At 60.9% G+C, this 26397-nt stretch carries 7 protein-coding genes; 3 read left to right on the plus strand and 4 right to left on the minus strand.

The window, feature by feature from the left end:
• Positions 1–387: 387 nt before the first annotated feature.
• Together I2I05_RS17705 and I2I05_RS17710 are read right to left on the minus strand one after the other, a co-directional pair.
• Positions 388–8898, minus strand: coding sequence for a T9SS type A sorting domain-containing protein (locus tag I2I05_RS17705; RefSeq protein ID WP_196283596.1), 8511 nt, complete (start codon positions 8896–8898; stop codon positions 388–390).
• A 1581-nt stretch (positions 8899–10479) separates the two neighbouring features.
• Positions 10480–13266 carry a 4-alpha-glucanotransferase gene (locus I2I05_RS17710; protein ID WP_196283597.1) on the minus strand — a complete coding sequence of 929 codons (2787 nt, stop codon included), beginning with the start codon at positions 13264–13266 and terminating at the stop codon, positions 10480–10482.
• A 160-nt stretch (positions 13267–13426) separates the two neighbouring features.
• Here I2I05_RS17710 and I2I05_RS17715 point away from each other — a divergent pair, with 160 nt between their 5' ends.
• Entirely contained in the window at positions 13427–18676 is a 5250-nt protein-coding gene (locus tag I2I05_RS17715; RefSeq protein WP_196283598.1) for a translocation/assembly module TamB domain-containing protein, read from the plus strand.
• Between the two features lie 33 nt (positions 18677–18709).
• The gene (tamL, locus tag I2I05_RS17720; protein WP_196283599.1) at positions 18710–21100 is read left to right on the plus strand and encodes a translocation and assembly module lipoprotein TamL; all 2391 of its coding nucleotides are present in this window, start codon (positions 18710–18712) and stop codon (positions 21098–21100) included.
• Between the two features lie 31 nt (positions 21101–21131).
• Here the strand turns inward: tamL and I2I05_RS17725 are convergent, their stop codons facing one another.
• Positions 21132–22301 (minus strand): hypothetical protein, encoded by a 1170-nt coding sequence (locus I2I05_RS17725; RefSeq protein ID WP_196283600.1) that lies wholly within the window; start codon positions 22299–22301, stop codon positions 21132–21134.
• Between the two features lie 79 nt (positions 22302–22380).
• Entirely contained in the window at positions 22381–24015 is a 1635-nt protein-coding gene (locus tag I2I05_RS17730) for a hypothetical protein (protein ID WP_196283601.1), read from the minus strand.
• Between the two features lie 318 nt (positions 24016–24333).
• Between I2I05_RS17730 and I2I05_RS17735 the strand changes: the two genes are divergently transcribed.
• Positions 24334–26349, plus strand: coding sequence for a tetratricopeptide repeat-containing sensor histidine kinase (locus I2I05_RS17735; RefSeq protein ID WP_196283602.1), 2016 nt, complete (start codon positions 24334–24336; stop codon positions 26347–26349).
• The last annotated feature ends 48 nt before the right edge of the window (positions 26350–26397 follow it).

The following is a 26397-nucleotide window of genomic DNA, read 5'->3' on the forward strand; positions in this document are numbered from 1 at the left end:
AAAAGCATATTTAACATTAAACCCATCCAGTAAAAACCTCAACTACATCATTTACCAATCCTTTGTAATGAGCTATATTTCACAGCAAAAAGCTCGTCCCAAACAGGACGAGCTTTTTGCTGTGTGAATAAGAAATCAAAAGTCTTTAGCCCTATAAGCGTTACATACAAACCAGCATCAACCTTCCGTTTTGGTGCTAAAAATCCAACCGCATACCCTCAGCAGAATGCGTGGATTTAGACCTCGACAATAGGATTACGGCTCTTCAGTTTAGAACGCTATTTCATACAAGCAATGGCAACGTTGCCCGTGCGCATACAGGCACAAAAAAGCCCTTCCCGGAGGGGGAAGGGCTTTTTTGTAGGCGCCGGTTCGTCGGCGTGGGCCTTATTCTTTAATCAGGCGCTTGGTCAGGTTAATCATCTGCCCGCCGTGCTGGCCGCGCACCAGCACCGTGTAGGTGCCGCTGGCGAGGGTCTGCAGCTCCAGGGCGTGGGCCAGGCCCGCGTTGAGCGTGGCGCCCAGCACCACCCGGCCCGTGGCGTCGAGCAGGCTCACCTGGTAGGTGCCCGCGGGCAGCTGGCTCAGGTCCAGCGTGGTCGCGGCGGTGGCCGGGTTCGGGAACACGCTAATGGCTGGGGTCGACGCCAGCGCTTTGGTGAAGGTCACCGTGCGGACGGGCGAGTACGTGGCCGTGCCGTCGAAGTCCACCTGGCGCAGGCGGTAGTACACCAGGCCCGCGGCTTTCGGGCCGATGCCCGCGTCGGTCAGCGCATACGCCGTGGCGCTGGAGGTGCTGCCCTGGCCTTGGACCTGGCCAATCGTGATGAAGTCCTTCCCATTGAGGCTGCGCTCTACATCAAAGAAGTCGTTGTTCTTCTCCGAGGCCGTGCGCCAGGTCAGCTGCGCGTCCACGTTCTTCACCGCTTGCGCTGTGAACACCGTCAGCTCCACCGGCAGGGGGGTAACCCCAAGGGCGATGTTGAACGGTACCACGTTGATGCCACCGAACAAGTCTACCGTTGTGATGGAGACCGGAATGGTGCGGCCGGCAATGGGCAGCAGGTTGCGGTCAACCACCGTGAACAGCCCCGTCTCCGAGGTGTAGCGGATGCCCACCGTGGCCAGCAGGGTCGAATCGGCCTCGCTCAACTTGCCAAAGCGGATGCCATTTTCTACCAAGCCAGCGGCGAGCGTGCCGTCAGCCTTGTAGATGAGGCCGGCCGTGTTGTACGTCGCCGTATTCGGGTCGATGCCGTAGGCAACAACGTCACCGTTCTGGTACGGGTTGGCATTGCCGCCCTTCATCGGAGTGGCCGTGTAGACGGAGTTCAGGTCCTGACCTACAGGGATGGTGTAGATGGCCGGGGCCGAGGTGGCGCCAGCGTTATCCAGCACCGTGTAGGTAAAGAAGGCATTGCCAACGAAGCCACTGGCTGGATTGAACTCCAGCTTGGCTATGTCACCAACTGCAATCACTTGGTTCACCGATACGGGAGTACCGTTCAGGCTCAGCACGCCTTGAGCGGCGGTGGGGATGGTCGTGATGGCGTAGGAGGCAATGGTTGCGTTGCCATCAGCATCGGTGCCACTCAGCGAGGAGATGGCCTGCGCGATGGCGGTGTTGCCCTCGGGCCCGAACAGCACGTTGGTGACAGCATTGGCTACGGGAGCAATGTTGCCGTTGTACGTAGTGAACGTGGCTTGGTCGTTGGTCAAGCCAGTAGCGGTCTGGGCGCGCGTCGTCGTGATGCTGGACGTCACATCGTAGGAAGTTGCGAAGCCTGCAGGAGCGTTGAAAGTGATGGTGTTGATTTCCTGGCTGTTTACGCCAGCGCCCAAGGTTCCCAACGAGTAGGTAATCGTAGTACCAGAGATGGTGCCATTCGGGGCCACAATATTAGTAGCACCTGCGGGCAGGGTCACCTTCTGCACTGCATTGAGCGCCGAGTTCGGGCCATTGTTCAACGCTACTACCGAGTAGGTAACCAATTCGCCGGGCTGAGCAGCCGCGGGACCGGTCACGCTAGTGGTTACGTCGGTACGCACATTTACTGTTGTCCCGTTGGTGTCCACGTTGTTAGCGTCAGTGGGGTCCGACTGGTCTCCGGATACTACACCGCGGGTGGAAACAGCCACGCCAGGAGCGGTAATTACGAAGGAGTTAACAACTGAAGCACCATCCGCGAGTACTGCCAGCGTTGGGAAGGTCACCACTCCGGTAACGGCATCGTACGTACCGCCGTTGGTGATATTCCCAACGATGAGGCCCGGCTGCAGCGCAACACGCTGCACGACGTTGATAGCATCAACTGTACTGGTAACCAAGTTGGTGGACGTAACGGTGATAGTCAGCGCTTCGCCACCGGCAACGGTATTGGGGCTGGTGTCAATCACCATTCTCAAGTTGGCCAAGCCGGTGGTGGCTGGCAGCACAGTGGTCACCACGCCGGCGCTGTTATTGGCGTAGCTGCTTTCTTCCGAAGTCGTGCTGGCCGTTGCTACGGCGTACAAGGTTGTGAAAGAAGCCGGTACCACGAAGCGAATCTGGTTGCTAATGGCGCCGTTGGCACCAATCTCCTGGTCATCAGCGTCAAAGGTGACGATACCCGTGGCGGCGTTGTAGGTGCCGTTCGTGGCCGATACTCCGGTGAGTCCGGTGGGCAGCTGCACCCGAACCTGGGAAGCAATGGCGGTAACTGTGCCATTGTTAATCGAAGACACGTAGTACACTGCTTCGTTGCCTTGCACAACCGTGGCGGGGCCGTTGATGGCTACCACGACGTCGGCAACTCCAGCGGCGGCCGTCGTCACCTTGGCGGTGTTGTTGGCTACCACATTGTCGATGGTCGTCGAAGTCACCGAAGCAATGTTGGTGAACGTAGCGATGTTGGGAGTGATGTACTCAATCGTATTGGCCACGCTGATTCCGTTGAGCAAAGTGGCGCTGGCCGGGAAGGTTACGAGGCCGCTGATGGCGTCATACGTACCACCGCCCGAGACCACCACACCGGTCAGGCCGGCGGGGATGGATACGGCCGTGGCTACGTTGGTTGCCGTGGCGGGGCCGTTGTTGGTCGTGGTCACGGTGTAGGTAGCAGGCGAGCCAGCAGGCGCTTGGTTCGGGCCAGTCAGGCGCACGGTCACGTCGGTTACCGGTGTCACGGTCACGTCGGCCGTGGCAATGTTGTTCGAGGGCATGATGTCGGCAGTGGCGGCCGAAACAGTGGCTACCGCTGCGATAACGCCTGTGGCCGGAGCAACGAGGCCAATAGTGTATTGAACACTGTTGCTGCTCAGCAGGCTGGCTACCGTTGGGAACGTAACAACGCCCGTCGTTGGGTTGTAAGCACCCGCGAGCACAGCACCAAGGTTGTCTTTCACCACCACACCGGTGAGGCCGGCGGGCAAGGTCACGAGTTGGGCTACCGTGGTGGCAGTACCCGGGCCGTTATTGCCGGAGGTTACGGTGAACGTGGTTACGGCACCTGGCAGCACGTTGGCGGCCGGAGTCGAAATCAGCGTGTACAGGTTAGCGTTGGTCGAGGGCGCGGGAGCGGGATTCACTACCATCGTCGCGGCGAGTGCCGAGTTGTTGGCGGTATTGAAATCGTTCGCGTTGGTACCATTGGACGTCGCCGTGGCCGTGGCCGTGAAACCAGTGGCCGAAGCCGTGGTCGGGGTGAAGCTGATGGTGTTGTTCACGTGGGCGTCATCGGCTAGCGTGCCCAGGCTTGGGAAGGTGACGGTGCCGGCTGCAGCATCATAGATACCATCGTTCGATACGTACACATTCGTCAGGTTGATGGGCAAACCCGTTACCGTCTGCACCACATTGGGTGCAGCCGAAGGGCCGTTGTTGATGGTGGCAATGCTGAAAGTGGTTTGCACGCCCACTGCCGTGATGGCCGGGCCCGTGATGAGCGTCGTCACATCGAACGTCGGGGTGATGTTAATCGAAGCATTAGCCACGTTGTTGGCCTTCTGGCCGCCTTCGCTGGTGGTGGTGCTGATGCTGGCAGTAGCCGTTACGGGGCTGACAGCTGGTACAGTGAAGGTGATAACCGAAGCAGTGCTGGCATTGCTTGCCAAAGACGTGATGGCAGCATACGTCACCAAGCCAGTTGCACTGTTGTAGGTACCGTTGCCCGATACCGTTACACCCACCAAGCCGATGGGCAGCTGCACGTGAGCAATTACGCCAGCAGCGTCAGCAGGACCATTGTTTTGGAAGGTGACGTTGAATGTACCCGTTTGCCCGGCGGTAACCGTAGCAGCGGCGGGCGCAATGGTGGCCACTACATCGGCCGTGTTCAACACCGTAACGTTGAGGGTCGCGGTATTAGGAGCCACGTTTGCGCCTTCGTTCGTGGCGCTGCTTACGCTGCTAACAAGGGCTACGGAACCGGCCGTGGCAGGTGCCGTGAAGCTGAATTCGAACGTGTTGGAAGCGCCGGCAGCCAAGGTTGCGGCTGGGCCAAAGTCAATTACGTTATTGGTTGGCGTATAAGCCACTCCATTAACGAAGACGGTAGTTACGCCGGCCGGCAAGGTCACCTGCTGAGTTACATCAATGGCAGTGCTCGGGCCGTTGTTGGTGAAAACTGCAGTGTAAATCCCTGAGGGCGAATTAGGCACCAGATTCAATGGGCCGGCTATCGTCGTGGTCACGTCGGCTACTGGCGTCACGTCGAGTACTTGCGTGTCGGCGTCGTTGGCTGTGGCACCGTTCTGGTTGGTGGTGGTGGTAGTCGTAGCCACCAAGCTCACCGGGCCAGTGGCCGGGGCCACAATGCTGAAGCTGTAGTTAGTCGACGTGCCGGTGGCGAAGGTGCCACCGGGATACGTGATGGTCCAGCCCAAGGTGGCGCTACCAGTAAGCGTACCGCCGGTCTGCGTCACGCTCGGCACGCCGGCCGGGATGGTTACTACCCGCGTCACGCCCGCGGCGGACGAGGGGCCGTTGTTGCCGAACTCCACCGTGAAGGTCTGCGTGCTGCCGGCCAGGCCCGTGGTGGGCGTCGTGGCCGGCGCCGTGAACACGGCGTACACGTCGGCCACCGGCGTCACCGTCAGCGGAAGCTGCGACTGGTCGTTGGCAGTAGCGCCGTTCTGGGAAGTAACAGTGCTGGTGTTGCTGGTTATCGTCACGTTGGTGGTAGCAGCTGGTGCCGTGAAGGCAAACACGAACGAAGCCGTGCCGCCCACCACTTCCGTGGGCAGGGTACCGAAGTTGATGGTCGTTACCTCCGTCGCACCGATGCCCACCGTGGTGAACGTGGTGCCCGGATAGGCCGCCGTGATGGTGTTCCGCTGGTCATTAGTGAGCGAAGCGCCGGTGGGCAGGGTCACGGTGCGGGTTACCGTAGCGGCCGTGCTCGGGCCGTTGTTGGTGAATACCGCCGTGAAGTTGCCTGTGGGCAGGCCTTGCAAAATGCTGCTCGGGCCCGTGATGGTCGTGGCCACGTCGGCGACGGGGGTCACGTTCAAGACTTGGGTGTCCGAGTCGTTGGCCGTGGCCCCGTTCTGGCTGGTGGTGGTGGCGGTGGTGGCCACCAGGTCTACTGAGCCCGTGGCTGGAGTTACAAAGCCAAAAGTGAAGTTGCTTGAGGTGCCGGTGGCGAACGTGCCCACGGGGTAGGTAATGGTCCAGCCCAAGGCGGCGCTGCCGCTGAGCGTGCCGCCGGTCTGCGTCACGCCCGACACGCCGGCCGGGATGGTTACCACCCGCGAGGTCACCACGGCCGGGGAGGGGCCGTTGTTGCCGAACTGCACCGTGAAGGTCTGCGTGCTGCCCGCTAGGCCCGTGGTGGGCGAGGCGGCCGGCGCCGTGAACACAGCGTACACGTCGGCAATCGGCGTGACGTTGACGGTTTTGGTGTCCGAGTTGTTGGCCGTGGCCCCGTTCTCCGACGTGGTCGTGTTCGTAACCGAAGTGGCCGTCACGCTGGCGAGCGCCGCCGGCACGGCGGCGATGTTGACCGTCAGGTTCTGGTTGGCCCCGCTGGCCAGGCTCGTCGGCCTACCGGTGAAGGTCACATTACCAGTGGTGTTGTTGTAGACCGGCGTGACGCCGGCGGGCGTGTTGGCAAACGTCACGTTAGCGGCGCCGAGGCCGGCCGTCAGCGTCAGCGTTTGGGTGTAGCCCGCCGCCGTGCTCGGGCCGGCGTTGGTGTAGGTCACGGCGAAGCTCAGCGGCGCGCCGGCGTTCACCGTCGTGGCCGGCGTGGCCGTCACCGTCGTCGCCACGTCGGCGACAGGGGTCACGTTGAGGACTTGGGTGTCGGTGTCGTTGGCCGTGGCGCCGTTCTGGCTGGTGGTCGTGGCGGTGGTGGCCACCAAGTTCACCGGGCCGGTGGCTGGAGCCACGATGCTGAAGCTGTAATCCGTGGACGTGCCAGTGGCAACCGTGCCCACGGGGTAGGTGATGGTCCAGCCCGTGGTGGCGTTGCCGCTGAGCGTGCCGCCGGTCTGCGTAACGCTCGGCACGCCGGCCGGGATGGTCACGACCCGCGAGGTCACCACGGCCGAAGAGGGGCCGTTGTTGCCGAACTGCACCGTAAAGTTCTGCACGCTGCCCGCCAGGCCCGTGGTGGGCGAGGCGGCCGGCGCCGTGAACACGGCGTACACGTCGGCCACTGGCGTTACGTTGACGGTGGCAGAAGCCGAGTTGTTGGCCACGGCGCCGTTCTCGCTGGTGGTCGTGGCCACGGTCGAGGTGGCCGTTACGCTGGCGAGCGCCGCCGGCACGGCGGCGATGTTGACCGTCAGGTTCTGGTTGGCCCCGCTGGCCAGGCTCGTCGGCGCGCCGGTGAAGGTCACCACGCCATTAGCGTTGTTGTACACCGCCGTCACGCCGGCAGGCGTGTTGGCGAACGTCACGGTGCCCAGGCCGGCCGTCAGCGTCAGGGTTTGGGCATAGCCCGCCGCCGTGCTCGGGCCGGCGTTGGTGTAGGTCACGGCGAAGCTCAGCGGCGCGCCGGCGTTCACCGTCGCGGCCGGCGTGGCCGTCACCGTCGTCGCCACATTGGCGATGGGCGTTACGGTCACGGTTTTGAAATCCGTGTTGTTGGCCACGGCGCCGTTCTCCGACGTGGTCGTGGCTACGGTCGAAGTGGCCGTTACGCTGGCGAGCGCCGCCGGCACGGCGGCGATGTTGACCGTCAGGTTCTGGTTGGCCCCGCTGGCCAGGCTCGTCGGCGCGCCGGTGAAAGTCACCGCACCGGTCGTGTTGTTGTAGACCGGCGTGACGCCGGCGGGCACGTTGGCAAACGTCACGTTGGCGAGGCCGAGGCCGGCCGTCAGCTGCAGGGTCTGGGCGTAGCCCGCCGCCGTGCTCGGGCCGGCGTTGGTGTACGTCACGGCGAAGCTCAGGGGCGCGCCGGCGTTCACCGTTGCGGCCGGCGTGGCCGTTACCGTCGTCGCCACGTTGGCCAACGGCGTTACGTTCAGCACTTGCGTGTCCGAGTCGGGAGCAGTGTTGGCGCCTTGGTTTGAAGTGGTCGTGGTGGTGGCTACGAGGTCTACTGAGCCCGAGGCCGGAGTCACAAAGCTAAAGGTGAAGTTGCTCGAGGTGCCGGTGGCAAACGTGCCCACGGGGTAGGTGATGGTCCAGCCCAGAGCCGCGCTGCCGGTCAGTACGCCGCCGGTCTGCGTCACGCCCGACACGCCGGCCGGGATGGTCACCACGCGCGAGGTCACGAGGGCCGAGTTGGGGCCGTTGTTGCCAAACTGCACGGTAAAGCTCTGCGTGCTGCCGGCTAGGCCTGTGGTGGGCGTCGTGGCCGGCGCCGTGAACACGGCGTACACGTCGCCTACTGGGCCTACCGGAATGGTATAAGTAGCTGTATTCGATACAACTGCAAAGTCATCGGTAGCGGTGTAGTTAAAAATTGCATTGCCTAAAAAACCTGCGGTTGGGTCGAACCGCAGGGTTGCCATTTCGGCCGGAGTCAGCGTACGGTTGGCAAGGCTGGAAGTATTACCAGGCAAAAGAGTTACCGTAGCCCCCCCACGAGTAAAAGTTACAACCCCTTGGGTGGTAAGAGGCAGGTTGGTGAGCAGATACGATACGATAGTGTTGTTGCCATTGGGGTCAGTACCTACCAGCGCTGGGATTGCCGTGGCGCCATTGGTGTTGGGCATGGGCGTGGCAGCTACGTCCTCCACTACGGGTGGCTGGTTTTGCACCGTGGTAACGTTGGCGTTGGCCAGCGAGCCGTTGTTGTTCACGGGCTCGATGTCCAGCCCGGCAGTTGTGCTACTTGCCTTGCCCGTTACGGAGCCGGTAGCTGGCATGGTAAATCGGATAGTGCGCGTATCACTTATCCCTACGGCCAAGCTACCAATGGTGTATGTGAGCAGACCACTAGTAGAATTATAAGTAAAGCCCGTAGTAAGGTTATTGACGGTTACGTTAGTGAGTCCAGCAGTTAGCTGCACGCTGGTCACTACACCCGCTGCCGATAGGTCACCCTGGTTTTTGGTTACGGCAGTATAGGCTACTGGCTGACCGGCTTGAACATAGCCAGGTCCGGTAAGGGTAGTAGCCAGGTCTATTTCGGCGCACCACACCATCGACGGGATGCCAATGGTCTGCAAGCGCAGATTGCCTGTCGTAAAAGTTTGGGTATTGCGGTAGATTATTTCCAGACGGGAAATAGCTATTCCGGCTGGGTAGGTCAGCACCACAGTGCCCGCCGGGCCACCGTTCACGGTAAGACCCTTAATGGTATTGGTGCCCGTTACGAAGGTATTTGAACCGTTTGAGCCAAGTGCAATATCAGCGGCAGTCAGTGTGTAGGGAGTAGTGCTGCCAAGCGTGTATGCGTTAAAAGTTACTTCATCGACAAAGTCGCTGCCGCCAGTAGCTAGCGTGCTGATATCGATGTCTTCCATGGCAAAAGCCAGGTTACGAATCGGGCGGCTGAAATTCATTTCTACGGTAGAAACGTTCCCGCCATTCACTCCTTCGTTGTCCAGCTGCCACACCAAGCCTTTGGTGGATAAACGAGCCGGCTGGTCACTAATTTCAAGAATATTCGTTTGCCCGGCTGGTACGCTAGAAGCATAGGCCCGTGTGGACACCGTTGTGTTGGTTACGGTGATTCCACCCTGCGCTTTCCAGTTTTCCCCAACGTTTCGCTCAGAAAAGTCAATGGCGCTGTTCTGGCTGCAAACCGCATTACTCACTGGCAGCGAGTACGTGGCATTACCCGTAACACCTGCGCTGAATTCTGCCCGATAGGTAAATGAGAAGTTGCCCGCTGCTCCGCCAGCACTGGGGACATAGTATAGATTACTTGCGTTTGCGATTGAGACAACGGCATTTGCGGCTAAGCTCGCCCCTCCCGCACCGATTCGCAAAGACCCGGAAGCAGGCACCGACATTATGCGGTACTGCTGCAAGGCTCCTGAAGCAGTGGTAGCCGCCGTTGATTGCAACGGCTTGAGCAGGGTGGCCCCAAATGATTTTGGGATAATTGGTGCTGCCCTGTTCACGGCAGTTTGGCCCCAGGTATCACCGCTGGCTAAAAATAGCCACCCCACCAAAAGCAAGGCGAAACGTAAGAATGGTTTCATTGAAAAAAAGTTATTGATTGATAAAGACGCAGGTAAGGGGATGTCGTAAGACAGTGTAAAACTATTTTCACCCCCCTTCGTAAAAGGCCACTTCTGGCCGAACAGTAGTTTTTGCCAAGCGAATAGCGGGATATGGAGCATTGTAGCTGCCACCGCGGAGCCGGTTAACCAAGCAAGGGTTCGCCTGCGCCTCAACCAAGCCAGCAGCCGGGTTGGTAATTGTAGGGTTGCATTCATGGAAAGGATTTTGGGTTGTCGAAAAGACAGCTAGGGTATTAGGTGCTTTATAGAGCAGCTACAAAACTACTTTTGGCACAATCCCAGAAGTGCGGATTTTAGCTGAACAATGGATTTGCCTCGGTGAATGCACCGGCCTTGCTGACGACTGGGTAGCCTCGTAGAAAATGAATCAGGTCTTTGGCATATGCCAACGGAGTTGGCACTTCGCCCTAATGCCACCATGCAACAGGACGTTAATACTTGAATAATCAACTATAAAAAAGTATGTAACCACTTATTTTATAAGGACCTCGCTCGATACTCTATAAGTAAATATTCCTTCCGAGATAAAATTATGCGTACGAAATTGACTCAGCAATCGGATTTATAACATGCTATAAATTTGTTAATTACCTTTATTTATCATATCCATACTTACTCATAATACCATTTTTAATACAGGCAGAAAACAGCCTTAAACCAGCAGCGCCCAGGCACAGCAACGGCTTCCCCAATTGGGGAAGCCGTTGCTGTGCCTGGGCGCTGCTGGCTGCTAATCGTGGCAAACACATGGACAGATTTCCCACGTGCTAAATCCTGTTTTTACATGGTTGCGCAGTTACTTATAGCGTTGTTACCCAATTTAAATAATCAGATGGCACCGGCCCTTTGGCGGTTTCACGCCCGGCCGCTGGCTTCCACCAGTGCCCGTAGCGGCTCGTTGAAGCCCACAGCTTCCACCAGTTCTTCCAGGGGCAAATGCAGGCGGTATTTCCAGAAGTGCGTGGGGTTGCTGGGCACGTTGATTTGCTCGTCGTGCGGATTGGCGCGACGCAGGCCGGTGTCCATGGCCAGCAGGTCTTGCAGCGGGAAGATGGCCCACATGGCGGGCGAGTGCAGGTGCTGCACCAGGATTTCGCGCGCCACCCAGGGCTCGCAGTAGAACGGCGCTACTTCGCGCCAATGGCCGAGAATGGTTTCGAAGAAGCGCTGGGTGCGCACCCGGTCTTCTTCCCACCAGCCCCGGACGGTGCTCATGTCGTGGCTGCTGGTGGTCACCACGCTCAGGTAGGGCGCGGTGTCGGGGTGGCCAAATTCGGTTTCGGGATTGGCGGGCATGCGCTGGATGTTCAGGCCCAGAATGCCCAATTCCTTCATCACGCCGGGCACAGAGGCGGGCACCATGCCCAGGTCCTCGCCGCAGATGAGCATGTCGGTGGCGTAGCGCACGGGCGGCAGTTTCACGAGGCCCTGCTGACGCCAGAATTCCTCGTGGCGGCGGAAGAAAAAGTCCACGTAAATGTCGTCGTAGAGACGGCGGCGGTCTTCGTCCGAATCCAGCTCCCGGAACGAATAACTCTTGTTCAGGGTAATGCGCGGGTGGTAAAAGTCGTCGCCGGCGGGCACGAACAGCACCTCGTTCACCAGTTGGAACAAGCCCTTCTGCAACCAGGCAAAATAGTCAGCGTGCTCGGGTATCTCGGCTATTTTCGCGGCAACGTATTCCTCAATTTTGCGCTGGTTATCAACTGGCTCTTTTAGGTGAATGCGGCCGTAGCTGGCGTCGTACATGTACTCATCGAACACGGCCTGCGCCTCGCCCTGGAAGATGTCCTGAAGCATGTGCCAGCGGATATACGGTTCGCACAAGCGGCTGTAATCGAACCAGCCCAGGCGGCGCTCAATCTCGTGCCGGTGCAGCGGCAACGCGGGCGAAAAGTGCCCCAGCAGGCCTTCTACCGACTCAATTGGCATTTCCCAGATGCGGAAGAAGCCCAGAATGTGGTCGATGCGCAGCGTGTCGAAATAGCGGGCGAGGTGGCCCATGCGCTGCTTCCACCACTTATAATCGTCCTCGGCCATGCGCTCCCAGTTGTAGGTGGGGAAGCGCCAGTTCTGGCCGGTGGTGGAGAAATCGTCCGGTGGGGCGCCGGCCTGGCGGTCCATGTGGTAGAGTTCGGGCTGGGTCCAGGCATCTACCGAGTGGCGATAAATACCGATGGGCAGGTCGCCTTTCAGCACCACGCCGCGGCTCCGGGCGTAGTCCACGGCGGCAAGCAATTGCTTGTCGAGGTGGAACTGCACGAAGAAAAACAGACCGAATTCGTCGTAGTCGGCCGCGGTTTCGGCGGTCAGCTCGGCCAAGTTGGGCGGGGTCTGGAACTCGGCGGGCCACAGCTGGAAATCGGCGGTGCCGAACCGGTCGCGCAGGGCCGAGAAGGCCGCGTAGGGCACCAGCCACTCGGACTGGCTGGCGTAGAATGCGCGGTACTCCGGGTCGGCCAGGAAAGCTTTTTTCTGCTGCTGATACAGCAGCTTGAGAAACTTCCACTTGGCGGTCATCACCGGCTCGTAATCCACGAAATCCTTGGCGTTCAACTCCAGCTTGAGGCGGGCCAGTTCCTGGGCCGCTTTCTTGTCTTTGAGCGCCGCAATGCCTTCGAGGTGGATAAACTGCGGGTGCAGCGCAAACACCGAAATTGCGGCATATGGGTACGAATCAACCCAAGTGTGGGTAGCCGTGGTGTCGTTGATGGGCAGAATCTGCACCAGTTTCAGCCCGGTTTGCACGGCCCAATCGGTCAGCAGCTTCAGGTCGGAGAACTCCCCTACCCCGAGGCCCTGCTCACTGCGCATGGCAAAAACGGGCAGCGCCACGCCGGCACCGCGCCAGGTATCGGGGTACTGATACGCTTCGTCGTTGAAAACGCGGGCGGCCGTCTGGTCGGCGGTAGCGGGCACCATGCGGTTTTCGCCACCTTCCATGTCGAGCGCATGGCCGGCCTGCGCATCCCAGATGGCGTATTTATAGAGGCAGTCGTCGCCGGGGTTGGCGAGCTTGACGGCGGCGGCCCAGGTGGGGTACTCCCTGTCCGATAGCACGAGGGCTTTGGTGTTGTCCCAAGCGCCGAGCGCTGGGTCGGAGCCGAGGATGCACAGCTGGTGCTGGGGCTCAACGCGCGGGGCCAGAATACGAAATACGGTTTCGCCTGCGGCGGGAGCACCCGCGCTGGTTGCGGGACCAGTGGAAGCGGCTTTCGCCTTTTTGCCCTTTCCCGCTGGAGTTGCCGGAGCGCTGGGAGCTGATTGCGCCGGGCGCCGGAACAGCGCTTTGGTGAAAGCGGCGGTAAACAGTTCGTTTTCGGGCTGGGCGGGGGCGCGCCAATAGTCGGCCAGGTGCAGGCGCTGCGCCTGGGAGGCATTGAAGGCCACCTCGCGGTTGGGGCCGAACTCCCAATGTTCGCCGCCGGTGTTGGCGTCAAGCAAGATGTACTTATAAGTAAGCGACTGCTCGCCGGCCGCATCGGCCACAGTCAGCTCGTATTGCCAGCAAGTGGTGGCTTCGTTGTAGTGCATCGGGGCCGCGGTGGCCAGTTGCCAGTTGCCGAGGTCGGGGTGCGAACCGCACACGGCCAAACGCTGCCCGAAGACGGTGCGGTAGGGTAAGGAAAAACGTAGTATCATGCAATCGGTGAGTTTGGGGGGTGCAAGATAAGGCAGGTGCTGGGCAGCCCGCATCAAGCAGTGTTATATAAGCTTGGATACGAAGGATTGCCAACCCCGGCCGGGCATTTTGCGTTTGGTTCATGCGTCCTGTTGTGTTTGCCGCTTACCCCCTTCTGCTTTGTCCATTTTTCTGCGTCGTGCCCTTTACGGTTTGCTGGGGCTTTTGGCCTTCGTGCTCCTCATTATTGTGGTGGCAGTGGCGGTGTTACAATTTCCCGCTGGCCAGGATTTTGTGGCCCGACGCGCCGAAAATTACCTGCGCGACAAGCTCAAGACGGAGGTTCGCATCGCCAAGTTTCGCACCGACTTCCGCCACGCCATCAACCTCGACGGCGTGTACTTGGCCGACCAGCAGCGCGATACTTTGCTTTCGGTTGGTCACCTGGGAGTGGACTTGGACATTTGGGCGCTGATGCGAAGTGAAATCAACGTTTCCAACATCGAGCTGAACGATGGCCGCGTGCGCCTGACCCGCACCGAGCCCGATTCGGTGAACAACTACGACTTCATCCTCGCCGCCTTCACCGACCCGAACGCACCGGTGGACACCACGGCCTCGGCGCTGAAGTACGACATTGGGAAAGCTCGGCTCACAAACATCTACTTTACCCAAAGCGACGAAGTGACGGGCTCCGACATCCGGGCCCGTATCGGAGAGTTCACCGCCAACATGGACGAGGTAGATGTGGACAACTCCATCTACAAGGTGGATAACGCGGCATTGCGGCGCGCATCCATCAGCATTGTGCAAACTAAAACGGCCCCGGAAGTGGACAACCCCGCGCCCACCGAACCGCTCACGCTGCAGTTCGGCCTGAACCGGGCCACGCTCGACAGCGTGCAGTTTGTGTACAAGAACGACCCGGCGGCGCAGTTCATCAGCACCAACATTGGGTTGGCCGACATCACCGCTAAGGACATTGATTTGCAGCGCCAGCGCGTAAACCTGGGCAAGCTGACGCTTAAAAACACCACGTTTGCCTACGCTCAAAACGAGCAAGTGCCCGTGGAGCAACGCGTGGTGAACCCCGCCGAAGCAGTGCGCAAGCTCGATGAGGCCACGGACCAGGCTAAAGCGGCCACCGGGCAGGCTACCTCTTCGCCGGGCTGGCGGGTGGCACTCGACCAGTCCGACATCAGCGGCTTGGCCGTGAATTTTGACAATTTCAACCAGCCCAAGCAGCGCACGCGCATCCCGGCGCTCGACTACAACCACCTGCACTTCACCGACCTCGTGCTGAATACGCGCGATTTGTCGTACTCCGAAAACCGCACCACGGCCAAGGTTGACAACCTGGCGGGCCGCGAGCAAAGCGGCTTCCGCATCGATAAGTGGCGGGCTAATGTGGTGTACGACTCGGTGCAAATCCGCCTCGACAGCCTGGATTTGGTGACGCCGCACACCCGTATTCGGCGCACGCTGGCCATTGGCTACGAAAGCCTGGCGGCGCTGGGCGAGACCAAGAACTTGCCCAACCTGAAGATTGAAGGCGACCTGCGCAATGTGCGCCTCGGTTTCCGCGACATTCTGTACCTGGCACCCGACCTCGCGGGGACCGCGCCCTTCAACACCGGCCCCAACCAATCGGTCTTGCTCAACGGGCAGATTGCCGGCCGCGTGGGCGACTTCACGGTGCGCAACCTGGAGTTTGTGGGGCTGCGCAACACGGTGCTGCGGGCCCGGCGCGGCCGCATTCAGGGCCTGCCCGAAGTGGATTCGCGGCTGTATGCCGACTTGGACATTCAGCAGTTCAGCACCACCGAAGCGGATATCCGCAGTTTGGCGCCCAAGGGCAGTATTCCAGCTAATATCAGCATTCCGTCTTCGCTGTCGGTGAGTGGCACGTTCCGCGGGCGGCCCACCGTTTTGCAGTTTGACACCAACCTTCAGTTGCGCTCCAGCTACGGCAACTTGGCTTTTAATGGCAACCTGGGCGCCAAGCAGGCCAATGGCCGCCAGCCGGTGGTGGGCAGTTTCGCAGTGGGCGGGTTCGACTTTGGTAAGCTGCTGAAAGACCCCACCATTGGACGCGTCACGGCGACCGGACGCATCAACGCCAGCGGCGACGTGCAGGACCCCGCTACCCTAGTCGGGCAGGTGAAAGCCAATGTGCAAAGCGCCGTGTACAACGGCTACACCTATCGCGGCGTGGCCGCTACCGTCGACCTCGACCGCAACCGCTACGTCATCAACGCCCAGAGCAAAAACGACCCCAACCTCGACCTTGACCTACGGGCCGTGGTAAATCTGCGTGACGCCAACAATCCCACCTACGAGGTAACGTCGCTCAATCTGCGCGGCGCCAACCTCACGGCGCTGGGCTTCTACACCGGCGGCGACCTGCGGGTGCAGGGCAAGCTGAACGCCAACATCACCGGCAGCAGCCTCAACACCCTCAACGGCACCTTCAGTGGCACCAACATCGTGGTGGTGAAGGACAACCAGCCCTTCGCGTTTGATACGGTACGGGCCAAAATCACCCAAACCGCTTCCCGGGCAACTGTTGATTTCAACTCCAGTATCGTGGCCGCCAAATTGGATGGCAACGTGCTGCTTGGCAATCTGGCGCCCGAGTTGCAACAGCACATTGACCGGTATTTTGACCTGCCCGGCGTGCGCTACGTGGCCAGCTCCGCCGACCGCCGCTTCACGTACGAGCTGCAGTTGAAAGACGCCAAGCTGGCCACCAAGCTGGTGCCGGGCCTGAAGGAGATTTCGCCCTTCACGCTGGCCGGCGACTACAGCCGCCAGGCCGCCAAGCTCACCGCCAACGCCAGCATTCCGGTTATCCGCTACGAAAACTACCGCATCGACTCGCTGCGCCTGAACGTAGATTCGGATGCGAGCAAGCTGGACTACGGCTTGCGCATGGCCCAGGCCGCGCAGGATACCACGCTGCGCTTGCGGCGCCCCAGCATCATCGGCAACGTGGCCGACAACAAGATTTTCACCCGTGCGGCCATTCTGGGTGACTCGGCCAACCGCGAGCGGCTGGCCTTGGCTGGCACCTTGCAGGAGCTAACCCCGCGCGACCGCAACGACCAAGTGGTGTACCAGTTTGTGGCGGCGCCCGAACAGGTGATTAACTACCAGGCCTGGACCGCGGGCGCCAACAACTACGTGCGCTACTACCCTTCCGGCGCCGTGGCGGCCAATGGCCTGAACCTGACCAACGGCCGCAGCAGCCTCGCCCTGCAAAGCCAGAACCCGGCCGTGCCCACATCGCCGCTGGGCGTCACGTTCAACAACTTTGAGCTGGCCGAGCTGGCCCGCATCGTGCAGCAGCAGGATTCGCTGGTGGCCGGCACGCTCAATGGCACGGCCCGAATTGACAACCTGGGCACCCCGCGCCAGGCCTTCACGGCCAATGCCACGGTCAGCAACCTGGTTTTCCAGAAAGCCCTCATCGGCGACATTGCCCTGAATGCCACCAACCCTGCCCCCAATCGCTACGACGTGGACGCCCGCCTGACGGGCGGCGCCGCGGGCAGCGTGGGTGGCAGCGGCAACGATGTGCGCGTGAACGGCACCTACCTCACCTCCAGTGCCACGCCGCTCAACTTCACCGTGAACGCGACGCGGCTCAACCTCAAAATTGTCGAGCCGTTCTCGGTGGGCCAGGTGCGCAGCGCTAGCGGTTACCTGAGCGGCCAGCTCACCGTGACCGGTGCCACGGCGGCCCCGCAGGTACGGGGCGCGCTCACAACGTCTGCCGATGCCGGGTTCATTGTGCCGCAGTTGGGCTCGCCGTTCCGGATGCCCAACCAAAGCCTGACGTTTGACGACCGCGGCATTGCTTTCAACGACTTTACCGTGCTGGATTCGGCATCGAACAAAGCGGTGGCCAATGGTTATTTGCTCACCACCAATTTCATCGATTACGCCTTCGACATGCGGGCCACGACCAAGGATTTTATGGCCGTGCGCAGCACCAGGGAAAACAACGAGCTGTTCTACGGCCGCCTTGTTCTGGACTCGGAAACGCGCCTGACCGGCCCGCTGGAACTCATTAAAATAGATACCCGGGTGACCGTCGTGGAAGGTTCTAACCTGACCGTGGAGTCGCCCAGCGCCACGCCCACTACCGTGGAGCGCGAAGGCATTGTGGAATTCATCGACGTGAGTGCCCCCATCGATACCATGCTGGCCCGCAATCTGGCCGTGGACACCGTAAAAGTGGCCGCCACCGGCTACGATATCACGGCCGTGGTCACCGTTACGCCGCGCACGCCCTTCACCATCGTCATCGACCCGGCCAGCGGCGACAACCTGCGCGTGCGGGCCGACGGCACGCTCAACACCAACATTGCACCGGACGGCACCATCACGCTCAGCGGCCGGCTGGAAGTGGCGCGCGGCCAGTACCACATGTCGCTCTACAACCTGGCTTCGCGAGATTTTATCCTCCAGCGCGGCTCAACCATCACCTGGGACGGCGACCCGTATAATGCCAACCTCAACCTCACGGCCATTTATAAGGTGAAGGCAGCACCCGCCGAGCTGCTGGCCAGCCAGGGCGAGGACGACGGCACCACCAACACGGCCGCCCGCAACCGCCTTCCGTTCAACGTGCTGCTGAACGTGACCGAGCAGCTGAGCAAGCCCTCCATCGGCTTCGATATCACCTTGCCCGAAAACCAGCGCGGGGCATTGGGCGGCCAGGTAGAAGCCAAATTAGGCCAATTGCGCCAGCCCAACCAGACGTCGGAATTGAGCAAGCAGGTGTTCTCGCTGCTGATTCTGGGCCGGTTTGTAGCCCAAAAGCCCTTCGAAACCAGCAGCGGCGAAGGATTGGTAGCCAGCCAGCTGCGCGGCAGTGCCAGCGCCGTGCTCACCGACCAGCTCAGCAGCCTGACCGATAAGTACCTCTCGGGCCTTGGGCTGGACCTGGGCGTGACCAACCAAGCCGACTATAGCTCCGGCGAAGCCCGCAGCCGCACCGACCTGAACGTGGCCATGCGCCGCCAGCTGTTCAATAACCGCCTGACCGTGCGCGTGGGCACCGACATTGCCCTGAGCGGCACCTCCAGCGCGGGCGCCCAGGCTACCAAGGGCCAGAACACCGCCAGCAACCTGACCGGCGACGTGAGCATCGAGTACACCCTGCTCGCCGACGGCCGCTTGCGGTTGCGGGTTTTCCGCCAAAACGGCTACGAAGACATCGACGGCCAAATCATTCGCACGGGGGCGGGCTTGGTGTTCCAGCGCGATTACCGCGACCTGCAGGAGCTGTTCTCGAAAGTACCGGCGTCCGTCAAAGAGGAGCGGAAAGCCAATCGCAAAGTCGAGAAGGCCGAGAAAAAAGCCGAGAAAGATTCCATCCAGAGCCAGCCCACCGCGCGGGCCGATACCACGCGGGGGCGCTAAGCTATTGCTGGACGATACTGACTGATTTTTAATATGTTCGATTACTTACGCCGTACCATAGTCTTATCCTCTGCTACCTATCGGGCCCAACGCTTTTCCCGAAGCGAGGGCAAGCCTGCAACCAGCCGGCTGGTGCGGGCTTTCGCGTTGGTTCTGTTTCCATTGCTGTTTGCGGCTTGTTCGGGCTTGCGCCATATCCCCGAGGGCCAGCAACTATACACCGGCAGCGAGGTCATCCTCAAAAGCCCCGAAAAGCTCAAAAACGAAGCGGCGCTGCAAACCGAGTTGGAGTCGGTGATTCAGCCCAAGCCCAATTCGTCCTTCTTTGGGCTGCGTCCCAAGCTGTACTTCTGGGGCCTGGGCCAGGGCAAGGAAAAGGGCCTGGGGAAATTCCTGGCCACCAAGTTTGGCGAGCCGCCGGTGCTGCTGAAGGATGTGAAAATCAGCGCTACCACCGGTCTAATTACCAACCGGCTCTACAACAACGGCTTGTTTAAGAACGCCGTGACCCACGAGGTAAAAACCAAGGGTAAAACGGCGCAGGTGGACTACACCGCCACGGTGGGTCGGGTGTACACCATTCAGGAAATCCACTTTCCCGACCGCGACACGCTGATTGACGGCGACATCCGGGCCACCCAAAGTGGCACGCTGCTCAAAGTGGGCGACGCGTACAACCTGAACACCTTCACCGCCGAGCGGGTGCGCATTGACAACATCCTGAAAAATAAGGGCTACTTCTATTTTAATCCCGACTACATTCTCTTTCAGGTTGATAGCACGCTGAATAACAAAATAAACGTGTACCTGCGGGTGAAGGCCACGGCTCCCGAAAAGGCCACGCAGCCGTATTGGCTCGATGTTATTAAGCTGAACACCAATTACGTGTTGACTGATACGGTCACGCGGAAGCCGATACTGTTCCGTGGCTATCAGTACTTCCCCGATGAGGAAGTGTTCAAGGCCAAGGCCATCACCAACGCTACCTTTCTTTACCCCGATAGCCTATACCGGCGCAAACGGCGCGACCAGACCATCAGCCGCTTGATGAGCCTGAACGTGTTCAAGTTCGTGGAAATTCGGATGAAGCCGGCCGTAGCTGGAGACTCGGCCGGCCGCGGCCGGCTGGACGTGGACGTGCTGATGACCCAGCTCAAGAAGAAAAGCCTGCGCGCCGACCTTCAAATGGTGACGAAAAACACCGGCTTTACCGGTCCGGGCCTGGTGGTGTCGTACCGCAACCGCTCGGCGCTGCGCGGCGGCGAGCAGCTGCTTATCAACGGCACGGCCATTGCCGAAACTCAGACGCGGGCCCCGGCCGGCGCGGAATCGCGCAACAACACCGGCCTGACCTCGACCGAATTTGGCGTCAGCGCCCAGCTCAGCGTGCCCCGGCTGGTGGCGCCCAACCTGCCCATTTTGGACATTCGCTTGCCCAACTCCGACTTTCAGCCGCGCACCAACTTTGGGGCCGGCGCCCGCTTCATCACCCGAACGGGCTTCTTCAGCACCAGCAATTTCAACCTGAACTACGGCTACAGCTGGAAAACCAAAATTACCAACGAGCAGGAGTTGCGCCCCATTGACTTGCAGTACAGCCTGGTCTCGACCACCGACACGTTTCAGCGCATTCTGGAGCAGCGGCCCTTTCTCCAGAATTCGTTTCGGCAGCAGTTTATTCTGGGCAGTAGCTACCGTTACACCTACAACCAGCAGGTGCTGGAGCAGCGGCGCCAGCAAATCTTCTTCCAGGGCCAAGTGGAAGTAAGCGGCAACCTGGCCGCTGCCCTCGGCAACGTGGTGGGCCTGCCCAAAAACGCCGAAGACCGGTATACGCTTTTCAACCAGGAGTTTTCGCAGTACACCAAATTCGACTTCGAAATCCGTGAGTACTACCGCATTTCGGCCAATCCATCGTCCGGCAACCGCATTGTGGCCCGCTTGCAGGCCGGCATCGGCCTGCCGTATGGCAACTCCCGCCAACGGTCGCTGCCCTACCTGCGCCAGTACGGCATCGGCGGCCCCAACTCGGTGCGGGCGTATGCGGCCCGCGAGATTGGGCCGGGCATTTACCGGCCCGACCAAAGCCTGGAAAACGCCATCAGCTACTACGACCAAGTGGGCGACATTCGCCTTGAGGGCAATATAGAATACCGCCAGGACCTGGTGCCCTACCTCAAAGGCGCCGTGTTTGTGGATGCCGGCAATATTTGGCTGGCCAACCCCGACCCCGACCGTCCGGGTGGCGAGTTCAAGCCCAGCACCTTTCTCAGACAGATGGCCATCGGAGCGGGCGTCGGCCTGCGCCTCGACGTGCAGTTCTTCGTTATCCGCTTTGATTTCGCCAAGCCGTTGTCCGCGCCGTACGGCACGCCTGCCAGCGATGCCTTCCGGCTCAATTTGGCCATCGGCTATCCCTTCTAACGCGTAGTACGCCGAGCCGGTCGGCCGCGAATTATCTAATTATCGGGCTGCGCTCAAACGGCCGTTCCCGGTCAAATTGGTACCGGTACGTGGCGTGGGTTTTCACGATGGTGGCCCCAATGGAGCGGGTCGTGACCAGCATGCGCGGGTTGAAGTCGCCAATCCAGTTCATTTCGATGTCGGCATAGCCGGCGTCAATAAACGCTTGGCGGGCATACACCAGCATGGCGGCATCCACGCCCTTGCCCTGGTATTCGGGCACCACGCCGTAAATGATACCGAACAAGCGTTTGTCGGAGCGCCGCATGAAGCGCCACTGCTCCCACAAAAAACGCAGCTTGCCCGCCAAGTTCAGGCGCCGGCCCACGTGCCGGAAAATCTGGTTCAACTCGGGCAGACTGATAAAGAAGGCCACGGGCTCGGTACCGCGGTACGCAAACCACAGCAAACGTTCGTCCACCACCGGCTTCATCTCGCGCACAATGTTGCGAGCCTGTTCCAGGGTCATGGGTTTCACGCCAGTATGCTTGGCCCAGGCCAAATTATAGACGTGATGAAAATCCTGCGCCAGCTTTTCGGCGTCCTGCTTGCGGGCGTGCGCAAAGTGGAACTCGGCGGCATTGTCCTCGGCCTTTTTCGCAAAGCTGGCGTGTAGCGGCGCGGCCGTGGTGCGGTAGCAGGTGTACTGCTTGAAGTAAAGCTGAAACCCGTACTGCTCGAACAGCGCCTGATAGTACGGCGGGTGCCAGAACATGCCGTAGTTCGGCGGGCGGTCGAAGCCGTCAATCAGCAGGCCCCAAAACCGGTCCCGCTCGCCGAAATTGATGGGACCGTCCATGGCCTGCATGCCGCGGGCCGCCAGCCACTGCCGACCCGCGTCGAAGAGTTGGTTGGCCGCGGCTTGGTCGTCGATGCATTCAAAGAAACCCAGCCCGCCGGTGGGCAAGTCGGCGTTCTGCACGTCCACCGCGTCGCGGTTCAGGAAGGCCGCGACGCGGCCGATAACCGTGCCCGTGGCATCCGTCAGGACCCAGCGCGTAGCCTCGCCGTTGGCGAATTTGGGATTTTTGGCGGGGTCGAACACCACCTCTACCTCGTTTTCCAGCGGGCCGATGTACTGCGGCACGGCGCCGTGCAGGCGGGCGGGCAAGGCGATAAACTGCCGCGCCAGGCGGGCATCCGTAACTTCAAGCAGCGGCATAAACAACGAAAGAAAAACAGGGCTTCGGCAACGAAGCAGAAAAGAGATTCAGGCCACAAAGAAACACCTCACCGGCCGCTCAGGGCCGGTGCAGCACCGTAAGAACGGCCGCGCCGCCCACCCGAATGGTGTGCACCGGCCGGCCCATGCTGGCCGGGTACGGGCCGGGATGCCAGCGGTAGGTGGTGAAAAAGTACTCCGCTTCGGCGGGGGCGACGATGCGGAGCCGGGCGCGGTCGGCTGGCAGCAGCATTTTCAGGTTGATGAGCAGGGTGAGGGCCGTGCGTTCGTCCATGCCCACAGTGAGGACCGGGCGGGCGTCGTGGGTCAGCACCCATTCCAAGCCTTGCCGCGTGGAGAGGCCCCAGTAGTCGCGCTCGAAATTCCGCTCAATGGCCGCGCCCGGCAAGAAGCTGAAATAGGCGTATTGATACGGGTGCTCGGCCACCATGCGCCACGCGGTGCGGGCAGTGCCCACCGCCACCAGTCCCAATACTGCGCCGGCGCCCCAGGTCTGCAACGGCCCGCGTTTCGGCCCCGGCCACCAGCCCCCCCAGGCCTGCCACAGTGCCCGCAGGCCCCGCGCGGCCAGCAGCACAAAGGCCGGGTAAATGAAGTAGAGATGGCGCCACCCGTCGTAAATGGAGGAATTCAATAGAATGATGCCCAGCAGCGGGCCAAAAAACCACGCCAGCAGCAGCAAGTCGTGCCGCGCGCTGGCCTGCCGCAGCCAGCGCCTGAGGCCCAGTGCCCAGGCGCTACTCACCACGCCGGCTATGCCCAGCCCAAAAAGCACGGTGTAGGGCACCGGCGTGGTAATGAGCAGCCACACCGGCGCATAGTGCCACGGCAGCGCCTGAATGGACACAAATTCGCCCCAGTAGAAAACCTCCAGCGGCTTGGCGTACTGGCTGAAGCTGTGCAGTGCAGCCAGGAAATTGCCCACCGGGTTTTCCCACAAATACGGCCAGCCCAGTACCACTCCCACCGTCATCGCAGGCAAATACAGGCCCAGCGCCCCGGCCAGTCCGCGCCGCCGCTCCGGCCGATATAGCAGCTCCAATGCTCCGAAACCCAGGGTGAGCAGCGGTACCAGCACGCCCATCGTTCGCACATCGATGGCCGCTGCCGTGGCCACCGCGTGTAGCAGCGCCCGCCCCGCCGTGGGCCACCGCAACAGCTGGCGGAGCGTGAGCATGGCCAGGGCAAACAAGCTCAGAAAAACAATGTCCTTGTAGTTATAAAACGCCTCCGCGAAAATGCGAGGCGAGAGCACCAGCAGCCCCGCCCCCACCAGTCCCCACCGCCAACTGCCCAGCCGGGCTTTCCCCAGTCGAAACACGGCCCACGTACCCGCCACAAATAGGAAAAACCCCAGCAAATGCCGCCGGTAAGCCCAGGCAGCGGGGTCGGGGCCCGGCCAGAGGGCCTCTAGCACTACCAGCGGCAGCATAAAAAGCACGCCGTGGTCAGCGTCGCGGTGCTGGCGCAGGTCGGGAATGTCGGCCAAACGCGGTTGGCCCTGGGCGAGGCGGGGCGCCAGTTTCAGGGCAACGTATTTGGCACTCACAAAGGCGTTGAGGCGGTCGGCGGGCTCGTCCCAGCTCATGCCGTAATCGCGGTGCAGGGCCACGCCCAGCAGCACCAGCAACCCCAAAAACACCCCCACCCAGCGGCGCGAGACAGTGAGCAAGGGAGTGGTGGGGAGGGGCACGAAAGACGAGAAAGGAAACGCCCTGCAAAGATGCGGCGCCTCCACATCAAAACGACAAATTCATGGAGCGGCACTTCTCCCATATTAAATAATATCATTACATTGGCAGCTCTACCGGGCCAACTGTTGCCGCTTGGCTGACAGCAGGTACACCTTTCGTTATAAAGGTGATACTGAAATACCCCGCTTGCAGAAGCAAGCCCACAGAACCCCATTTCTCTTAGCGCGCCGGCTGGAATACGCGCAAGCTGAGTCCTTTTTTTTGCCCTTGGGTTTACCTCGGCGCATGGGCTTGCCCCTACCCTTCTTTCTGCTGCTATGAAACGAATTTTACTGCTGCTACTGTGGTGGTGCGGAACGGCCGCCGCCGCCGTTCCGCACCACGATGCGCGCACCGACAGCCTTCAAAAGCTGCTGGCTACTGCGCCCCCCGACTCGAACCGGGTGTTGCGGCTGGCCCAAATGGCCTACGAGTACACCCAAACCGCGCCCCTTTTCACCATTGCATACGGCAAACAGGCGCTGCAACTGGCCCAGAAGCTGCAGTTCAAGCGGGGCGAGGGCTGGGCGTTGGTCCGGCTGGGGTCCGGCTTTCGGGAAGCCGGCAACTACCCCGCCGCCCTGCAAGTGGGCCTGCAAGGCTTGCGGCTTGCGGAGGGACTGCACGATTCGGAAATGACGGCCCGCGCCCTCAACGCCCTGGGCTACCTAAACTGGGAGCAAGGCAACAGCCGGCCGGCCCTCGCCTATTTTTTCCGGGCCAAAGCCGTGGCCGAAAAGCACCAAAACATCAAGCTGCTCACCCGCGTGATGGGCAACATCGGCAACGTGTACGTTCAGCTAAACCGCCTCGACTCGGCGCGGCTCTACTCCCAGCGCGGCTACGCCCTGGACTTGAGCCAGCGCGACCTGACCAGCGAAGTGGGCGACGCGGCCATGCTGGGCAACATTCACACCGGGCTGGGCAACTACCGGCTGGCAAGCCGTTACTACCGCAGCAGCATCCGGCGCGCCACGGGCCCGCGCATTACGTTTGCCCTGTGCCGGGCCTACCTTGGGCAAGCCCATCTTTTGGAACGCCAAGCCGCAGCGGTGACGGATTCCGTCCTTTATTTTGGGCGGCAGGCCTTGGCGGCGGGGCAATTGGGGCAATACCCCAAAGGCATTCTGGAAGCCAGCCAGTTTCTGGCGGCGGCCCACGCGGCCCGCCGCGACACGGCGGCGGCGTTTCGGTACCTCACCCTGGCCAGCACCACCCGCGACAGCCTGTTTAGCCGCACCAAAATGGCCCAGATACAAGCCTTGGATGTGAGCGAGCGGCTCCGGCGGCAGGAACTGGCCGACCGGGAAGAGGCCGCGGCCGATGAGCGCCGCTACTACTGGCTGCTAGCGGCCCTGGCCAGCACGGTGCCGGCGCTGTTCCTGCTCTGGCGTAACAACCGCCACAAGCAGCGGGCCAACCGGCAACTCAACGCCCAAAACGCGAAAATTGCCTGCCAGCGCGACGCCTTAAGCAACACCATTACGCAGCTGCAGGAAACCCAGGCGCAGCTGGTGCAAAGCGAGAAAATGGCTTTTTTGGGCGAGCTAACGGCCGGAATTGCCCACGAGCTGCAAAACCCGCTGGCGTTCGTGAAAAACTTTGCGGAGGTCAGTGCCGTGCTGGTCGACGACATGGCCGATGACGGCGTCCACCCGCGCACCCGCGACGCCAACCACGATTTGCTGCTGGCGGGCCTCAAGCAAAACCTGCGGGAAATCAGCGAGCACGGCCAGCGCGCCACCACCATCATTACCGGCATGCTGGCCCGCTCGCGCCACGGCAGCGCGCCGCACACGCCCACCGACATCAACAACCTGGTAGAAGAATACCTGCGCCTAGCCTACCAAGGCCTGCGCGCCAAGCATCCTGCCTTCCACGTCGCCCGCGTTAAGCACTTGGATGCCAGCCTGTGCCTGGTACCGGCCGTGGCAGCCGACCTGGGTCGGGTGCTGCTCAACCTGTTCACCAATGCTTTTTACGCCGTGCAGCAGCGCCAGAAATTCGACGAAGCCAGCTACGTGGCGCAAGTGAGCGTGACCACGCAGCAACTGCCATCCGGGCACATCGAAATCCGGGTGCAAGACAATGGCACGGGCATCCCGGCCCACATCGTGGACAAGATATTTCAACCATTTTTCACCACCAAGCCCACCCACGAGGGCACGGGCCTGGGCCTGTCATTAAGCTACGACATCGTCACCCAAGGCCACGGTGGCACCCTCTATGTGGAAAGTCAGGAAGGCCAAGGCACAACCTTTCGCGTGTGCCTGCCCCTAAAGGTACCGGCTTAACGTCCGCTACGCGAAAGGCTCATTTAGCGTAGCGGACCGTAGCTGTTG

The organism is Hymenobacter jeongseonensis, assembly GCF_015694725.1.
In the GTDB taxonomy this organism is placed as follows: domain Bacteria; phylum Bacteroidota; class Bacteroidia; order Cytophagales; family Hymenobacteraceae; genus Hymenobacter; species Hymenobacter jeongseonensis.